This is a genomic window from Alteromonas sp. 1_MG-2023, from assembly GCF_030547075.1.
Lineage (GTDB): Bacteria > Pseudomonadota > Gammaproteobacteria > Enterobacterales > Alteromonadaceae > Alteromonas.
Genome location: NZ_JAUOQH010000023.1, coordinates 1 through 15553, shown reverse-complemented (window position 1 = coordinate 15553; position 15553 = coordinate 1). Strand labels below are relative to the sequence as shown.

Sequence of the window (15553 nt, the reverse complement as noted above, 5' to 3'; positions counted from 1 at the left end):
ATGAATAAGCCAATAAATTTTATAAACTTAGTTGTTCACTGCGCTGTATTAACTGTAACTACTATCATTTTAACGCGACTACATGAACACAACCCATCAGAACAGAGCCGAATCCGCATTTGGACTATCAGTAAAAAATTGGTGGAGCATTTCCAAGCGCATTTTCACTAATATTCAAAAACACAATGTGCCGCTTATTGCAGCAGGTGTGGCTTTCTATTGCTTGTTAGCAATATTTCCATTATTGGGGGCAACTATTTCATTATATGGGTTGATGGTATCGCCTGATGAATTGCAAAAACACATGTCACTGTTGGTGAACGTTGTACCTACCGACAGCAGATATATTATTGAAGAGCAGCTTAAAAACCTTACCGAGAAATCAAACTCAGCCTTAGGGTGGAGCTTTCTACTCACGCTAGTTTTATCTTTATGGAGTAGTAGTAAAGGTGCTAATGCATTAATTACCGCATGCAATATTACTTACAGTGAAGACAACGGCAGAGGCTTTTTCAGAGGCATGCTAGCGCGTATAACCTGTACTGTTTTTATGATAGCCACCGTTATTGTTGCTTTAGCATGCATTTCCGTTCTTCCAGAAATTATAAGCTGGGCAGCAGGAGGTTTGCTAAGCGACAAACAAGCAGCATGGCTAACGTGGCCTGTCATGTTAGTGCTATTTAATATTAGCCTGTCAGCACTTTACCGTTATGCTCCGCATCGCCGCTCTGCCCAATGGCGATGGGTAACCCCAGGCGCACTTTTGGCAACGCTAATGTGGATAGCTGCATCTTATGGATTTTCAATTTATTTGAACGAATTCGCCAGCTATAGCAAAACCTACGGCTCCGTAGGTGGGATCATCATTCTGTTGATGTGGCTGTATTTAAGTGCCTACATCATATTGATTGGAGCAGAGGTAAATGCATCGATAGAACTTCAGACCACCGCCGACAGCACCATTGGAAAAGACAAACCTATGGGTGAACGCAATGCTGTGGTGGCAGATAATACGCCGGAGGACTTGAGGGGTAGTTGAAGTCAGTGAATTTCAATCTAACGTTACAACTCTGAAAACCAGCAATACAAAAATTAATGTATTGCTGGTTATTTACTTTAAGAACTTACTTGCATGCTCCTGGAACGCGACATGCACACGAAGTCGGTACATGGCACGCATGCTCCCCGCAACGTGCTGCTACGTTTCCTAGATTCCCATGAACTTCATTGGACGGATAAGCACCAAAGTGCTCCTCATATAGCGATACAGTTATATCGAAAGATTGCTGTAAGGCATTTTGATCTTCTTCTCCGTAAATACCAAAATATGGAAAATGGTGAATAAAGTGTCCGAATATCTTATTACAGTCATCTTGATAAGACTTAGTGTCTAAGATATGTTCATGCCAAAATTTATCAACTAACTTGTTCGGTACCAAAGAAACTTTCGGATAACGCAGCTTCAAGTATAAAAACTTCTTATACTCTTCTTCCGCAAAGTCACATAAGTCACTGGACCAAGACGCCTCGCTAGATTTAGTAAGTTTCCATTTTAATTTATCAAAATTTAACGTATTGACCATTGATGTGTATTCAATACTATCTACTGATACACCCGCCACAGACGAATGGGCATTGTCTGATAAATCTTTGAATGATAAATCCATGTTACTTCCCTCCTTGCTGCTTTTGCTTGCTACGATTTCCCTGAGCTTGATCGTATTGACGATTCGTACCTGACGTCCCCTTGTTGCGATTTTTTTGATTTGCGGAATTATCGCTCGGCTTGATTTTATCGTTCATTTTTTGATTTCCTTAAATGTATTTAACTATGGTGAATGTAATACGCTTTGTATTACCTTCGCTTAAGGAAACGTGAAAGATGCTTTCGTTGAATTAGACTTTCTGGAATAAGGCCGTTAGGCGTATATTTGAAAATCAGCCTGTAGTTACCTAATTTAAATCTTACAAGGTTCTTCGAGAGTTTCAGTTTTTTCCCTCCGAATCGAGAATACTGAACTCCTGTATTTAATGCCTCTTCTATAGCCTTAGCTTTAGTAAGGTAGCGGCGACACTCTGATGTACTTTGTTCGCTAAATAGTAGATTAACTGTTGTCATGATTATCTCCTCTCAAATGACGAGAACCATATTCATTTTGTGCGCCGCACAAACAACGGTTAATTTAAAATTTTATTAAAATATTCCCACGCTTCCAATGCCTCGTCTTCCTGAGCTTTTATATTTTTGTTCAAGCTTTCAATTACTGGCAGGCGTACAATCGTATCCTGCTCTAACTTTATTAAAATTTGCTTGGCGTCTGAATATTTTTTCTCGTTGAAAAGAGCATCTGCCTGTTTATATCTTTCCATGTAGTCTTGCCATGGTATCTCTTGAGAAAATAACTTCCTCATGGGCGATATATCATAGGGCGTTTTTTTCGTGGTGAAGAATGGTGATGGAAGTTTTTGCTCGAAGAGGTTGAATTCGCTTGATGTTAACTTATCAATGATACTTTCAACGTTTTCTCTAACAACACCCAAACAGAAAAATTCAAGATATTGTTTATTAGCTAGCTTTTCGAGTTCTTTAATACTGCTGCTTAATGAGCGCCTTTCAGCATAAGCACTTAAAAAAGATTTTGTTTTATTTGTGTCAGCGCCAAAGAGATACCATAGAATGAGAATATTCCTGATGCTATCTCTTTTCCCTTTGTTAAGCGGTGACTTGTTCTTTGGAACTCCCCTAACATTCTCGTTGATAACGATATGATGATAGCTCTTTGAAGCCGATGTTTTCTTAGTAAGAATAGTATACAAAGCTATTCTGATAGGCTCAGGAAGCTGATCAGCTTCCAAGCACGACTTTGCTATATCTACAAATGTTTGAATCTCAATTTCTGAATTCATACCTTCGCCTAATCACAAAGTAAATCTCTCAGATTTTCACGATTCATAGATACTTCACCGCTTTTCCGAATAGCTTCTATCGCTGTTGAGCCTTTTTTGCAACGATACACTCGATGGCTTGAATAGTACCCTGGTCGGTGAGGAACCAACTCTTCATCATAACGAGTGTATATATATTTTATAGCGCCAGCACACTGCCCAATTTTTATAGACTCGGCCTTTGACAAAGATAATATGCCTAAGTAATTATTCTTATCTTCCACAACCTCATTGCATGCATCTACAATATTGAGAGTCTTCCTTTTCTTTAATAGGTTTTCAGCTAAGCATTCTCCGAGCTGAATAAATTCCATTTTACTAAAAATTACAAAGCTTTCTTCCACAACCTCATCGAGGTTACTACAGTTGCTAGGTAGCGATTCGTATGAAAAAGAAGGCATAGAAAAAACTAAAAAAATAAAGAGATACATATATTTCATTTTCACCCCCTACCTAACCATCTAAATGATCTTAAGAGAATGAATATCAACAAAAAATTACATACTAAATCAAATGTATCGGAAAATACGCCGTTCCCCGCATGCAAAAATGCATCTGATACCTTCTCATCCGGATACATGCTTATAATTGGTAAATAACAAGCTACAACAATTATAGATAGTTTAAAAAAGCCAATCCCCCCCCTCCCAATAGAGTTAGCGATAATAGCTAGGCGATACTGACTAGCACTGCCCGCTCCTTTGACCTTAAACACTTGCCATATTTTAAAGATAGAAAAAAACACTATTAGCGTAATAGTGAAATGGTCAACAAAATTAAGCGCACCTACGTCACCTATTCCTTGCACATGAGTTTTATATAAAAAAATAGGTAAAATTAAAAAGCCAATTAACAGTGGGGATAATAGGACTAATAGAACGAAGTGACAAAAAGAGTGATAGTAACTTATCTTAGAGTTACGAAACCTATATACCGCCTCGGGGTTAACCAGTTTTAACTTACTTCGCTGCGTGGACAACCATTCCATCTCACCTTTGTCCAACTCAGCTATGTCAATACCTTGATGACCTGTTGTAAAGGGGGATGATGCTCCATTCGAACTAGTTACACCTTCCTCAACATCCCTACCTGAAAAAGCTTTTGACTCTCCGGTCATTAATTACTCCTTTTTAGTTTCTTGCAATTCTGCCTGTATTCTTTGTATTTGTTAACACGCGAAGCCTATGTTTTATATAGCTAAAGTATTATTTTCTATAAGTTTAGTTAGGTAGCACAAATCGATATATTTTACCTATAAAGGCTTTTGCGCAAACGCCCCTTATCTTGTTGTATCATACCCTCAAATACTTCAAGGCTATGCGCAGTTAAATGACCCCAGACTACTCTTCACTTTTACAAAACCTGTTTGGATTTCCCTCGTTTCGTTCCGGTCAGCAAGAGGTTGTAGAAGGTCTGTTAAGTCAGCGCTCATCGCTTGCCATATTCCCTACCGGCTCTGGCAAGTCGTTGTGCTATCAATTTGTGGCAACCCAATTGCCTAATTTAACGTTGGTGGTATCCCCCCTATTAGCCTTGATGAAAGATCAGCTCGCTTTTCTACATAGCAAAGGCATTGCTGCTGCGAGCATCGATTCAACATTAACTGCTGAGCAAAATAAGCAAGTGATGAATGAAGTGCGCTCAGGTGAATGCAAAATTTTGATGGTGTCGGTAGAGCGGTTTAAGAACGAACGTTTCAGGCAGTTTATAGAGTCTGTTGCAGTTTCAATGTTGGTTATAGACGAAGCACACTGTATCTCTGAATGGGGGCACAACTTTCGCCCTGATTATTTGAAACTGCCAGCTTATCAACAAGAATTAAATATCCCTTTAGTGCTGCTGCTAACCGCAACGGCCACTAAAAAAGTGAAACTTGATATGGCACGCCGGTTTGATATTTCGCCAGACAATATTGTTCAAACCGGTTTCTACCGCCCAAACCTTAACTTGAATGTGCTGCCTGTTGTAGAAGCAAATAAAAACCAAGCGCTATTAGATGAACTTAAGCGCCAACAAGGCGCAGGCATTGTATATGTAACACTGCAACAAACCGCTGAACAAGTGGCTCGCTATTTACAACAAAACGGCTGTGCAGCAAGTGCCTATCACGCGGGGCTAGACAGTGATGTGCGCCAGAACATTCAACAAGATTTCATGGCCAACAAGCTCCAAGTAGTAGTGGCCACCATTGCATTTGGCATGGGCATCGACAAATCTGATATTCGCTTTGTTGTACATTACGATTTACCCAAGTCTATAGAGAACTACAGCCAAGAAATTGGTCGAGGCGGCCGCGACGGTCAAAACGCTAACTGCACTGTGCTGGCCAACCTTGATGGTCTGGTAACTATCGAAAACTTTGTTTATGGCGATACGCCAGACAAATCCGCTATTGAGCGGGTGCTCAAAGACATTGCCAGTCAAGCGCCTGAGCAAAGCGCTAGTTCTTCAGGCAGTTCTTCAAGTAGCACTGCAAACAGTGCTTCGGACAAAGGTACGTACCAGTGGGAAACACAAATTAATAGCTTATCAACCTTAAGCAATATTCGTCAGTTGCCGCTAAAAACACTGTTAGTACAACTGGAGCTAGCCAAGGTCATCCGCCCTTTATACGCCTATTTTGCTGAATTCAAATACCGTTTTAATACCGAAAAAGCCGACATTCTTGATCTATTTGGCAAAGAACGAAGCGATTTCCTAAACGCGGTTTTCACCCATACCGATATGAAAAAAGTGTGGGGGGTAGTGAATTTCGACAGTATTTTTGAGCATTATGGCGCCGAGCGCGCAAGAGTAGTATCGGCATTAGAGTATTTACACGAACACAATCATATCGAGTTAGCGTCGCGTTTAATCACCGATGTGTACGAGGTGAATCAACAAGCACTGTTAGCCGAAGATCTACCGAATAGCCTAGCTGAAACCCTCGCACACTACTTTGCTGAAAATGAGCTTAAAGAAGTAAAACGTATTGCTGCTCTGGTACGGTTCTTTGAGCTTAATAGTTGTTTAAACTATAACTTATCGGCCTATTTTGATGACCAACAGGCCCCAAAAGAATGCGGCCACTGCAGCGTGTGCAATGGTAAAGTGGCTAAATTGGATTATTCATCGCCTATTCCCTTACCAGATAAAACTCACGTAGCCGAAGCAATGGCAGCGCTTAATGCTCACCTTGACGGTAAGTTTAATGAAGCCATTACTGAATCTATCTATTGCCGGTTTTTAACCGCCATGACTATGCCTTTATTTACGCGTTTAAAAGTAAGGCAAGTTCAAGGGTTCGGAAGTTGTGAGTTTTGCAGATATGCGGATGTGAAAGCTGTAGTTACTGAAATTTTAGAAGAGGGCGCAAGGCCTTAATACCTGTTATTATATTCATTAAACAAGCGCAGCAAATAAGCGCGACATATATTCTCAGCAAACATATGCTAAAAATAAGCAATGCACGAAACTGTATACTTGTATAAAAGCGCTAGCTTCAAGTTTTAGCGCCCAATAACACTAGTGCGTGCGCCAAATGAATATAAATATAAAAATAAGACTAGCGTTAAGCACTACATAACGCACTTGGCATAATACTCAGGATCACCATGGCTCTTAAAGCAACCATTTTCAAAGCTGACATATCGATAACCGATATGGATCGAAATTACTACAACGAGCACAATTTAACTATTGCTCGCCACCCTTCTGAAAACGATGCACGCATGATGCTTCGTATCGTAGCTTTTATTGTGAATGCTCACGAACAATTACAGTTTACAAAGGGCCTATCTGACGATGAAGTGCCAGACATTTGGCAAAAGGACTTCAGCGATGTAATAGAGCTGTGGATTGAGCTAGGGCAACCTTCTGAGCAACGTATCAAAAAAGGCTGCAATCAAAGTCAGCAGATGATGATTTATGCGTACGCAGATAACAGCTTTGATGCTTGGTGGAAAAAAGAACAGAACAGCTTGCGTACCAGAAAGAACTTATCGGTGTTTACCTTGCCTGAAAGCTTATCTACCACACTGGCGAATGCCGTTGACCGTTCAATGCAAATGCAAGTAACGGTGCAAGATGGCCAAATTTGGCTAACTATCGAAAGCGCTGGCAATAGCGAATGTATAGAAGTGGAAATTGAAAAGCATTTATAGCTTACAAAACTTAAAAGAATGCAGAGCAATAAATTTCCCCACTAGCTGACTTATTTTTGTAATCTATGCCTAATAAAATAATTAAATAAAGAAACAGCTATAGTCAATATGTGAAAATATTACTAATTAACTTGCCTGAGTCAGTCGACCGACTCAAATTGTTTTCAGAGAGCGCAAAGCATTATTCAGCTGACTTTTCGATCATAACGGCAGTTAATGGCTCGGAAGATCGCGCTATTTGTCAAGGGTACTCGGCGCGCGCGAACAAACTTAATTACTACAAAAAATTAACCCCTGGGGAAATTGGCTGCTTTCTTAGTCACAGAAAAGCTTGGTCTGTTATTTTCGAGCAGAAATTAACATTCGCCATTGTACTAGAAGACGATGTGATGTTTGAGAGTAGCTTTAAACAACTGGGTGAAGCGATAGATAAAATCAAAGAGCCTTGGGACTATATCAAACTCAATGAAGTGCATGAAAAGCGGGCAGCGAAAACCATGTACACCACGAACAATCTCTCGGTGGTGAAATACAATAAGTTACCTATTGGTGCTTCTGCGCAAGTAATCTCTTATAGCGGTGCAGAAAAGTTATTAAAATATACAGAGTCTTTTTCTAGGCCTGTTGATGTTGAGCTTCAATGGTTGTCAGTAGATAAAATAAAGGCTTTCGGTATAAAACCTTACCCGTTTAAGACAAGAAAACTACAAAGCGACATTGACCGGTTTGGTAAAAGAAACAAGATAAATGGCAACCCTATTGTGAAATTTTTCAATCTGCTAAAGTTTCAAGTTCACCTTTTAAAAAATATTACTCACTGACATCAAGTAATAACTCATAACCCCAAATAACCAGGCTTAACTCACCTTTCATCTAAATTACTTTTAAGTGTAAGTACTAGTTTCTTAAGTATCTCTTTTTCTTCATCGCTAACGCCTTTCAGCATGTCAGAAAAAACGCGCTCTTCTATCTATACTATATGAATATCTCAAGTGCGCGTTTTCCACTTTCCGTTAGCGATAGAATTTGGCTGCGTTTATCTTCTTCACTTTGTATTTTTTTTGCTAAGTCGTTATGTACCAACTCTTTGATTGAGCCTAGTTTGGAAGCACATTTTGCCAAGACTACTTAAACGCACTCCATTTTGATAAGCACAGCTTATCTCCCATATTAGAAAGCATGCCCTTTGAAGCGATGTTCTCACAAGTATTATCTGTTTCATTACTGTCAGCGCATTCAACGCTAGCGTTATTTTCGACATGTGGAGGTTCTTGTTTACCAGCATGGTGAAAACTGCCTGAAAGTTTATTTTTTACTGCTATTAAATATGAAATCGCTCCACTTTTTTTAGCATTCACGCCAGTAACTCCTTGTCATTTAGTGGAGCTAGTGTCTCGATTAGCTCTTTACTTAACCAACGATTAAATCTAACTTATAAAATAAGCTGAACTTATATAATGGAAAATAATGGACAAGCGATTGCGATGGCTAAATAACTTGCTTTGCTTTGAGGTTGCGGCAAGACATGAGAGCTATAGTAAGGCGGCGGAAGAGTTGTATATTTCGCAAGCTGCGGTAAGCCAACAAATGCGGCAGTTAGAAGCAAACTTGGGGGTAAGCTTGTTTCGCAGGCAGTCACGAAAAATGCTATTAACTGGGCCGGGAAGAACCCTTTATGCATCGTGTGAGAAAGGGTTTAGCGAAATCGTCAATGGTTTGAACCAAGTACACGAAGAGCCGTTGGAAGGCAGCTTAACAATTACCTCTACTCAAGCTTTTTGTTCGTTATGGCTTATGCCTAATTTGTTCGAGTTTTTTAATCAGTACCCCAACATTAATATCAATATTCAGGCATCTAACCGCATCGAAAGTTTACATAAAGGCGATATCGACGTAGCTATTCGTTTTTATACCTCAACCACCGCATCGCAAGATGACAGCCTTATCATGCAAAGGTTTGGTGAAAATGGCGTAGTGCCCGCTTGCTCTCCAGCTTTTCAAACCCAAAAGCAGCTGCATACTGTTGAAGATATGTTAGCTACTCGCCTGTTAGCACTAGCAGGGGAAGAGAAAGCCAGTTGGGAGTCATACTTCGAACACAATAAAATAAATCTATCGAGTAAAGTGTTGAGAAAAACCGTAGTGTCTTCTAGCGATCTGGCGCTTAGCGCTGCGCTGGCAGGCCAAGGCATCATGTTAGCCTCTGATGTTATGATTGGGCAGTATTTAAAATCAGGGCAATTGGTAGTGCCCGTTGATATTCCCCATCCAGTGCGCTGGAAATCTCACTTTGTATATCTAAAGAACTCGCCAAAGCAACAACGTATAGCGCATTTTTGTGAATGGCTGACAGAAAAAATGGCAAACCATGAAGCACTACAAACGTAAAAACAGGTTAAAACCGCGTTAGCCGACGTTGAAGATTTTCGTTTTCTTCTACCAGCTTTTCTTTTTGCTTCAGCAACTCAACAATCATCGCTACCGCTACCCAATCCAACTCTAATTGGGAATATAGCGTTATAGCTTTTTTTACCCACCGCACACTATTTGTATCAAATACCCAATTACTCGTACCGTCACCCGAGATGGGTTCAGCAATGCCATAATCAATAACTTCGATAATCATTTCTTGGTCTAGTCGTTCAACGTGGCAAAGTTCTTCAAATGATATTATTAGCAGTGAATTAGTCATTTTACTTACTCCATTGCGCGCGAGGATCATCATGCTCTAATTGCGCTAGTTGTTGCCACAAAGCCTTGCCTTCGTCGGTCGTTTTATCTGGAGTAACGATTTTTAAAACAGCAATCATATCGCCCTGGCCCGTTTTCATTTTAAGCCCTTTGCCCTTAACTCGCAGTTTTTGACCAGCTTGACTATTTGGCTTTATATTCAGGTTAATCTTACCTGCCAAAGTCGGTACCTCAACTTTACATCCAAGTACGGCTTCCCAAGGCAATATAGGCACTGTAATGACGAGGTTGTGTCCTTCTACATCGAACAGTGGATGCGGCACTAAACGAATGTGTAGATATAGATCGCCGTTTCTACCCTGCCCCTGCCCTTTACCGCCTTGGCCTTTCAGCCTGATCCGTTCTGAGTCAACCACGCCAGTTGGTATTTTAACTTTGAGAGTTTTATTGACGTGTTTAACTTCTCCATCTTCTAGCGTTGGCATCGAAAACTGAATGGTTTTAGGTGTTTCTGAAAATAAGTCTTCAAGGAATACTGGAACTTCAATCTCAGCATCTTGCCCGTGATTGTTAAACCCTGAAAAGTCGTCTGAATGATGGCTACGCGGCCCCTGATTGAACCCACCGCCAAATACTGAATTAAAAAAATCGGAAAAGTCGCCGCTGGTGTGAGCGCCATTGAAATCATTGTTACTTTGCCAGCCTGGTGGCGGTTGAAAATTATCGCGTGAAGTTGCACCATATTTTTTCAATTCGTCATATTCGGCTCTGCGCTGCGGATCTTTAAGCACCTCATAAGCTTCGACTAATTCTTTAAATTCCTCATCGGAATTACTATCAGGTTGCATATCGGGGTGCAGCTTTAAGGCAAGCTTGCGATATGCTTTTTTGATTTCTTTTAAATCAGCATCTTCTTTAACACCAAGGATCTGATAATAATCTTTAAATTCCATTCAATGATGCTCAGCGTAGTAACGATAGAGTAGTTAATATAGCGGATACCTAAAAAGCGTAAATTGATATTGATCAAATATCATAAGGACTACGCAAAACTGTAGGGGATAATTAATGTTGAATATGAAGTTTGGCTTCAATTTAGGCTAGAAATGCAGGGAGCTAATGCAATGTGAAATGCAAAAATAGCGCAGTCCTGATTTAATCATCAGGCCCTTCTAGGGTAAACACCAAGTGCCTACGCATATCTTTTAAAATAACGCCTTTCTTGACCATGGCGGCGCTTAAGCGCTTTCGCCATTTTAATAATTCGGGTTCTGCAGCGGCTAGGGCTTGCTCATTTTCAAACTGAAAGCGCAGTAGTAAAGAGCTTGGAAACAGCTCGTATTTCATATCAAACCAGCATTGCACCATGCCAGGAATTTCAGCGCGCCCTTGCGCTTCAAGCATGTTCGCAACATCAAGGACAAGTGCTTGTTGTTTAATTTGCACTTTAGAAAGCTTTTTCATCTGTGGTGTCCATCTTAATTTGTAGAAAGCTGTTTTGTTTATTGTCGCTCATTCCTGAAGAAATTCAGCAATTTATTAGACTATCGACTAATGTAATTAGTCTATATTGTTATGATTATAATACTATTTATACTTTGATGGATAATTAGGCTAGACTGGAAATATCAAATATTAGTCCGTAAAAAAGCTAATTGCACATTCTAGCTTAACGCTAATAGTTGAAAGCAACATTTTTACTAACCTTAATATTTGCACTAAATTCAGCAAAAGGAGTTTCACCATGAAAAACAAAGCAATTGCGTTAGCATTATTACTCACCGTTGTAGGCTGTTCTGAGTCTAACGAAGAATCAGCAGCAGAAGCTAAAAAAGAAGCCATGATGGAAATGGAGAAGGCTGGCGACGCGACAGCTGAAGGCTACGAAGAAGGGAAAGAAAAAGCAGCTGATGCTTGGGACGAAACTAAGGACTCTGCATCAAGTGCTTATGAAGACGGTAAAGACATGGCTTCTGATGCCTATGAAGACGGTAAAGACATGGCATCAGATGCCTATGAAGATGGCAAAGACATGGCCTCTGATGCATATGAAGATGGCAAAGAAAAGGGTGCTGACATGATGGATGCAGGCTCTAAAAAGGTACGTGAAGCCTGCATTAAAATGAAAGAAAAAATGGGTGGTGATGTTAGCGAGTGCGATAGCGACAACTAATACACCTCGAAGAGCTTCTCACTCTGAATCTAGGCAGATAGTCTGCCTAGATTTGAGTGTTTCCAAGTATGTATGTGTTGGCTTTTCTTAAAGTTATTACATAAGAGCTCTGACTGTGACGTTAGTCGCTAACAAACGTATTACTCTGCAAGTGTCGGCAGAGGTGGTGTTTAAGTCATGAATAAACTTCTAAGTATTATAGTGTTGATATTTTCTCAACATTGTATGGGTGGTAGTTTCAAGCAAGATATTGTTTCAGCTGCAATTGAACGCACCAAACACGACATTACCTATGATGGGTCATATTTTTCTATTCCATACCCCAATGGAGACGTTCCCCAAAATTTTGGCGTTTGCACAGACGTAGTTATCCGCAGCTACCGTTCACTGGGTACCGATTTACAAATGCTTGTTCATCAAGATATGTCTAGTAACTTTGCAGTGTATCCATCGAAAAGAATTTGGGGTTTAGATAAACCAGACAGAAATATTGATCATCGCCGAGTGCCCAATTTACAGGTGTTTTTATCTCGATATGGTGAGAGTTTACCTATAACGCTTGCAGCAAAAGATTATGCGCCAGGAGATATTGTAACTTGGTCGCTGCCTAGAAATTTACCCCATATAGGGATTGTCAGCGATACAATTTCAGAAGTTAGTGGCAACCCACTTATAATTCATAATATTGGCTCAGGCCCAAATAGTGAAGATATGTTGTTTAAATATCAAATAACAGGCCACTATCGTTACATACCACAAAAATACATTACCTCACCTCTTTAATGAACATCTTAGAGTAAAGATGGGTTATTCTTTTCTGCCTCTACAATAGGCGCGTTAGTTCTAGAATTTCACTACAAAAACTTCATTTTCTTGTAGCGCGGTTATATTGTATATCTTATTAATTTACATAGTAATTTATAGAAACCCCATGCGTTTATGGTATTATTTTTTTAACATAATCCCCGAAGTAATATTATATAAGCAACATATAACAGAAGTGAGAAGAAATGGACTCTGCAACACCTAAATCCCCCGCAAAAGCTATCAAAAGGCAACAACCTATCATAAAGCTTGATAACTCTGATTTAGTTAAAACTGGATTTTGGATCGGACAAATATTTATGGTTATTGCAACCGTGGTGGGCGTTTATTTAGCGGCCCAAGAAGGTTTGTCGCAAGCATTATTGTTTGAAAATCTCAATAGCAAAGAAAGAAATTATTATTTACAACACGCTTTAGCAGATGAGCTTGACGATAATATTACTTCCCTAAATGCCTACGCCGACCTGCTTCAAAATAAACCTATTTATGACATAAAAGCTAATCGACCGGTTGTCAGCGATTTTGTGTGGGAGAGTATGAAGTATTCTCCAAATGCATTAGAAACACCAAGTGATATTCTCTCTGCAATCCGTCGATATAATTCTGAAGTTGCCCTGATTATTACAAAAATGGAAAGTAATCAATTCGGGCCTAAGCACGGTTCGAGTTTGTTGTTAGCGCTCAATAAAAAGGTAACCGATGGCGCGCTAAAAGATCTTATTCGTCATTATACTCAGCTGCACCATGAATTAATGGAAGCTGGTATTGATGTTAGCCCATTGACGAATATTGAAGGCGCATAACCATGGAAAAATGTCCCAATTGTGTAAGCGCTTCAATGGATAAACATGTATTTCACCATCAGGAAGTTGAGCAATGCCAAGACTGTAATGGTATCTGGCTAGAGGCCGGTGAACTAAACGATGCTTTATCGGTGGCTGATAATGGTCATTCGAAAGTTGTTTTAGAGGATGCTTTGGGGGAAATGCTTGGTGTATCAGAGCGGCATTGTCATATCTGTGATACAAAGCTATGTCGATATTATTTAATGTCGGGGTTTGAAGTTGAAGTTGATGCCTGCCCAAGCTGCAGTGGTGTGTGGTTAGACAAAGATGAGTTGGAAAAAGTTACCCATTCTCCTGCAATAGCAAAAGCCTTATTGGAATTAGACAAACCCACTCAAAAGCGTACATGGTTATTTCAATTCTTGTCTCAAATGCCAGTCGAGTATAACTTAAAGCCAAAAAAAACGCCTTGGGCTATGTATTCTTTAGTGGTTCTGAATCTAATCTTCTTTGTTAGTTATGCTTTTGGGCCTATTGATGCCACTGATGCTTTTAATAACTTTGCGTTGCATCCTATCGAGATCAGTCACGGACAGCAGCTATGGACAATATTTTCGCACATGTTCATGCATGCAGGGATTTTGCATCTAGTAGGTAACATGTACTTCTTGTATATCATAGGTGACAATCTCGAAGACGCTCTCGGACACCGTAAGTTTATTTTTTATTATATCTTGTGCGGCTTGGCTGCTGTTGCTGCTCAAACCCTAGCTAATACAAGCTCATTTATTCCTGTGGTAGGGGCAAGTGGGGCTATTGCGGGTTTGTTTGGTATGTACCTATTATGGTTTAGGCATGCAAGTTTAACCTTGATGATTATTGTTTATCAGAAAAAAGTTAGCCCAGCGATATTCTTTGGGTTGTGGCTTCTTATCAATATTTTAGGCCTATATTTGTCTGATGATAGTGAAGGTGGCGTAGCTTATTGGGCCCATATCGGTGGCTTCATTGCTGGTATTGCCATCGGGATGATTTTTAAAAAGCAAGTGCTGGCTGATAACCCTCTGTTGGCTGTGCTTAACAGTCAAGAAGTAAAAGTGAAGCGCTAACCTTAGTGAATGCCAACAGCCTTTAATTAGGGTGTTGGCACACGTGCGCTTGTAATCTAAAGCTTCGCTCTCCTTGTTCCCTTTCTTCCTTATTTGCTTATCTCCTTTTACTTCCATAACCTTACAAGAAAGATACTCTGGTAAAAAGCTTTCTATTGGTAACGGAGGCTCCAGTTTTAGAACAACAGCCCTGAGCGGATGAGCCTTCAGCGGGTAAATGAGCCTTCAGCGGATATATAAGCCTTTATCTAAAATCAAAAGCCCTTAGCTAACTAAAGAACCAATCAATTCGCCAAGCACTTTTATGCTTTGTGTACGAACCTCTTGCGAGCCATCTATAAAATTAAACCGTAGGCAATTGCGATACTTTCCAGTTGCTGAAAACATTTGCCCTGGGGCAATATAAACACCGTGCTGTTTGGCTTTCTCTGCCAGTTTTACCGCATCATATTTTGCATTCAGTTCAACCCAAAGCACGTAACCTCCTAGTGGGTAACTTACGCAGGTATCTTCTGGAAAGTAGCGTTTAATATCGGCCCGTAGTGCGTCTCTTGCGCTTAAATAGTAATGGCGCATTGCCCGAATATGCTTGTCGTACCCGCCTTGCTCAATGAAGCTAGCAATGGCAAGTTGTGGAAATGTAGGGCACATCGAACTGCTTACATATTTTACATGAAGCACTTTGTTTCTGAAGCTTCCGGGTGCTATCCACCCTACCCTAAATCCCGGCGCCAATGTTTTTGAAAACGACGAACACAGCAAAACTCGGCCATCTTCATCAAACGATTTAACCGTTTTAGGGCGAGGATACGAATAGGCAATATCGCCGTAAATATCATCTTCTATAATGGCCACATCGTATTCTCTAGCCATCTCATAAAG

Annotated in this window: 20 protein-coding genes; 9 read left to right on the top strand and 11 right to left on the bottom strand. The window is 40.1% G+C overall.

What is annotated here, in order from left to right:
* Positions 1-82 precede the first annotated feature (82 nt).
* On the top strand, positions 83-1039 hold the full coding sequence (locus Q4561_RS18230; RefSeq protein WP_303462679.1) for a YihY/virulence factor BrkB family protein: 957 nt from the start codon (positions 83-85) through the stop codon (positions 1037-1039).
* An 85-nt stretch (positions 1040-1124) separates the two neighbouring features.
* On the opposite strand, the gene Q4561_RS18225 is transcribed toward Q4561_RS18230, so the two are convergent.
* From Q4561_RS18225 to Q4561_RS18200, 6 genes are read right to left on the bottom strand one after another with little or no spacing between them, the layout of a single operon-like run.
* Positions 1125-1667 (bottom strand): hypothetical protein, encoded by a 543-nt coding sequence (locus Q4561_RS18225; RefSeq protein WP_303462678.1) that lies wholly within the window; start codon positions 1665-1667, stop codon positions 1125-1127.
* Between the two features lies 1 nt (position 1668).
* A complete protein-coding gene (locus Q4561_RS18220; RefSeq protein WP_303462677.1) occupies positions 1669-1803 on the bottom strand; it encodes a hypothetical protein in 135 nt (44 codons plus the stop codon).
* Between the two features lie 52 nt (positions 1804-1855).
* Positions 1856-2119 (bottom strand): hypothetical protein, encoded by a 264-nt coding sequence (locus Q4561_RS18215; RefSeq protein ID WP_303462676.1) that lies wholly within the window; start codon positions 2117-2119, stop codon positions 1856-1858.
* A gap of 59 nt (positions 2120-2178) precedes the next feature.
* Positions 2179-2907: a hypothetical protein gene (locus Q4561_RS18210; RefSeq protein ID WP_303462675.1), complete on the bottom strand. Its 729-nt coding sequence runs from the start codon at positions 2905-2907 to the stop codon at positions 2179-2181.
* Positions 2908-2915: 8 nt separating this feature from the next.
* Complete coding sequence (locus Q4561_RS18205) at positions 2916-3386, bottom strand: hypothetical protein (RefSeq protein ID WP_303462674.1); 471 nt, start codon at positions 3384-3386, stop codon at positions 2916-2918.
* Positions 3387-3388: 2 nt separating this feature from the next.
* Positions 3389-4063 carry a hypothetical protein gene (locus tag Q4561_RS18200; RefSeq protein ID WP_303462673.1) on the bottom strand — a complete coding sequence of 225 codons (675 nt, stop codon included), beginning with the start codon at positions 4061-4063 and terminating at the stop codon, positions 3389-3391.
* 212 nt (positions 4064-4275) lie between these two features.
* Between Q4561_RS18200 and Q4561_RS18195 the strand changes: the two genes are divergently transcribed.
* From Q4561_RS18195 to Q4561_RS18185, 3 genes are all read left to right on the top strand, one after another.
* The gene (locus Q4561_RS18195; protein WP_303462672.1) at positions 4276-6309 is read left to right on the top strand and encodes an ATP-dependent DNA helicase RecQ; all 2034 of its coding nucleotides are present in this window, start codon (positions 4276-4278) and stop codon (positions 6307-6309) included.
* Between the two features lie 230 nt (positions 6310-6539).
* Complete coding sequence (locus tag Q4561_RS18190; protein WP_057790162.1) at positions 6540-7088, top strand: YaeQ family protein; 549 nt, start codon at positions 6540-6542, stop codon at positions 7086-7088.
* Between the two features lie 110 nt (positions 7089-7198).
* Positions 7199-7909, top strand: a complete 711-nt coding sequence (locus Q4561_RS18185; protein ID WP_303462671.1) for a glycosyltransferase family 25 protein — start codon at positions 7199-7201, stop codon at positions 7907-7909.
* A gap of 303 nt (positions 7910-8212) precedes the next feature.
* On the opposite strand, the gene Q4561_RS18180 is transcribed toward Q4561_RS18185, so the two are convergent.
* Positions 8213-8446, bottom strand: coding sequence for a hypothetical protein (locus Q4561_RS18180; RefSeq protein WP_303462669.1), 234 nt, complete (start codon positions 8444-8446; stop codon positions 8213-8215).
* Between the two features lie 109 nt (positions 8447-8555).
* On the opposite strand from Q4561_RS18180, the gene Q4561_RS18175 reads away from it, so the two are divergent.
* Complete coding sequence (locus Q4561_RS18175) at positions 8556-9476, top strand: LysR substrate-binding domain-containing protein (RefSeq protein ID WP_303462668.1); 921 nt, start codon at positions 8556-8558, stop codon at positions 9474-9476.
* Positions 9477-9483: 7 nt separating this feature from the next.
* On the opposite strand, the gene Q4561_RS18170 is transcribed toward Q4561_RS18175, so the two are convergent.
* From Q4561_RS18170 to Q4561_RS18160, 3 genes are all read right to left on the bottom strand, one after another.
* On the bottom strand, positions 9484-9780 hold the full coding sequence (locus Q4561_RS18170) for a chaperone modulator CbpM (RefSeq protein ID WP_303462667.1): 297 nt from the start codon (positions 9778-9780) through the stop codon (positions 9484-9486).
* A 1-nt stretch (position 9781) separates the two neighbouring features.
* A complete protein-coding gene (locus tag Q4561_RS18165; protein WP_303462665.1) occupies positions 9782-10732 on the bottom strand; it encodes a DnaJ C-terminal domain-containing protein in 951 nt (316 codons plus the stop codon).
* Between the two features lie 202 nt (positions 10733-10934).
* A complete protein-coding gene (locus tag Q4561_RS18160) occupies positions 10935-11243 on the bottom strand; it encodes a hypothetical protein (protein WP_303462664.1) in 309 nt (102 codons plus the stop codon).
* Between the two features lie 280 nt (positions 11244-11523).
* Between Q4561_RS18160 and Q4561_RS18155 the strand changes: the two genes are divergently transcribed.
* From Q4561_RS18155 to Q4561_RS18140, 4 genes are all read left to right on the top strand, one after another.
* Positions 11524-11952, top strand: a complete 429-nt coding sequence (locus Q4561_RS18155; RefSeq protein ID WP_303462663.1) for a hypothetical protein — start codon at positions 11524-11526, stop codon at positions 11950-11952.
* A gap of 177 nt (positions 11953-12129) precedes the next feature.
* The gene (locus tag Q4561_RS18150; protein WP_303462662.1) at positions 12130-12735 is read left to right on the top strand and encodes a DUF1287 domain-containing protein; all 606 of its coding nucleotides are present in this window, start codon (positions 12130-12132) and stop codon (positions 12733-12735) included.
* Positions 12736-12962: 227 nt separating this feature from the next.
* Positions 12963-13580 carry a hypothetical protein gene (locus Q4561_RS18145; RefSeq protein WP_303462661.1) on the top strand — a complete coding sequence of 206 codons (618 nt, stop codon included), beginning with the start codon at positions 12963-12965 and terminating at the stop codon, positions 13578-13580.
* A gap of 2 nt (positions 13581-13582) precedes the next feature.
* Entirely contained in the window at positions 13583-14671 is a 1089-nt protein-coding gene (locus Q4561_RS18140) for a rhomboid family intramembrane serine protease (RefSeq protein ID WP_303462660.1), read from the top strand.
* Positions 14672-14935: 264 nt separating this feature from the next.
* Here the strand turns inward: Q4561_RS18140 and Q4561_RS18135 are convergent.
* On the bottom strand, positions 14936-15553 hold a 618-nt coding region (locus Q4561_RS18135; protein WP_303462659.1), incomplete at its 5' end, for a PLP-dependent aminotransferase family protein.

Excerpts from the sequence above, each read along its gene's own strand:
- Q4561_RS18230 (WP_303462679.1), top strand. The coding sequence starts at position 83 with ATGAACACAACCCATCAGAACAGAGCCGAATCCGCATTTGGACTATCA.
- Q4561_RS18225 (WP_303462678.1), bottom strand. The coding sequence starts at position 1,667 with ATGGATTTATCATTCAAAGATTTATCAGACAATGCCCATTCGTCTGTG.
- Q4561_RS18220 (WP_303462677.1), bottom strand. The coding sequence starts at position 1,803 with ATGAACGATAAAATCAAGCCGAGCGATAATTCCGCAAATCAAAAAAAT.
- Q4561_RS18215 (WP_303462676.1), bottom strand. The coding sequence starts at position 2,119 with ATGACAACAGTTAATCTACTATTTAGCGAACAAAGTACATCAGAGTGT.
- Q4561_RS18210 (WP_303462675.1), bottom strand. The coding sequence starts at position 2,907 with ATGAATTCAGAAATTGAGATTCAAACATTTGTAGATATAGCAAAGTCG.
- Q4561_RS18205 (WP_303462674.1), bottom strand. The coding sequence starts at position 3,386 with ATGAAATATATGTATCTCTTTATTTTTTTAGTTTTTTCTATGCCTTCT.
- Q4561_RS18200 (WP_303462673.1), bottom strand. The coding sequence starts at position 4,063 with ATGACCGGAGAGTCAAAAGCTTTTTCAGGTAGGGATGTTGAGGAAGGT.
- Q4561_RS18195 (WP_303462672.1), top strand. The coding sequence starts at position 4,276 with ATGACCCCAGACTACTCTTCACTTTTACAAAACCTGTTTGGATTTCCC.
- Q4561_RS18190 (WP_057790162.1), top strand. The coding sequence starts at position 6,540 with ATGGCTCTTAAAGCAACCATTTTCAAAGCTGACATATCGATAACCGAT.
- Q4561_RS18175 (WP_303462668.1), top strand. The coding sequence starts at position 8,556 with ATGGACAAGCGATTGCGATGGCTAAATAACTTGCTTTGCTTTGAGGTT.
- Q4561_RS18170 (WP_303462667.1), bottom strand. The coding sequence starts at position 9,780 with ATGACTAATTCACTGCTAATAATATCATTTGAAGAACTTTGCCACGTT.
- Q4561_RS18165 (WP_303462665.1), bottom strand. The coding sequence starts at position 10,732 with ATGGAATTTAAAGATTATTATCAGATCCTTGGTGTTAAAGAAGATGCT.
- Q4561_RS18160 (WP_303462664.1), bottom strand. The coding sequence starts at position 11,243 with ATGAAAAAGCTTTCTAAAGTGCAAATTAAACAACAAGCACTTGTCCTT.
- Q4561_RS18155 (WP_303462663.1), top strand. The coding sequence starts at position 11,524 with ATGAAAAACAAAGCAATTGCGTTAGCATTATTACTCACCGTTGTAGGC.
- Q4561_RS18150 (WP_303462662.1), top strand. The coding sequence starts at position 12,130 with ATGAATAAACTTCTAAGTATTATAGTGTTGATATTTTCTCAACATTGT.
- Q4561_RS18145 (WP_303462661.1), top strand. The coding sequence starts at position 12,963 with ATGGACTCTGCAACACCTAAATCCCCCGCAAAAGCTATCAAAAGGCAA.
- Q4561_RS18140 (WP_303462660.1), top strand. The coding sequence starts at position 13,583 with ATGGAAAAATGTCCCAATTGTGTAAGCGCTTCAATGGATAAACATGTA.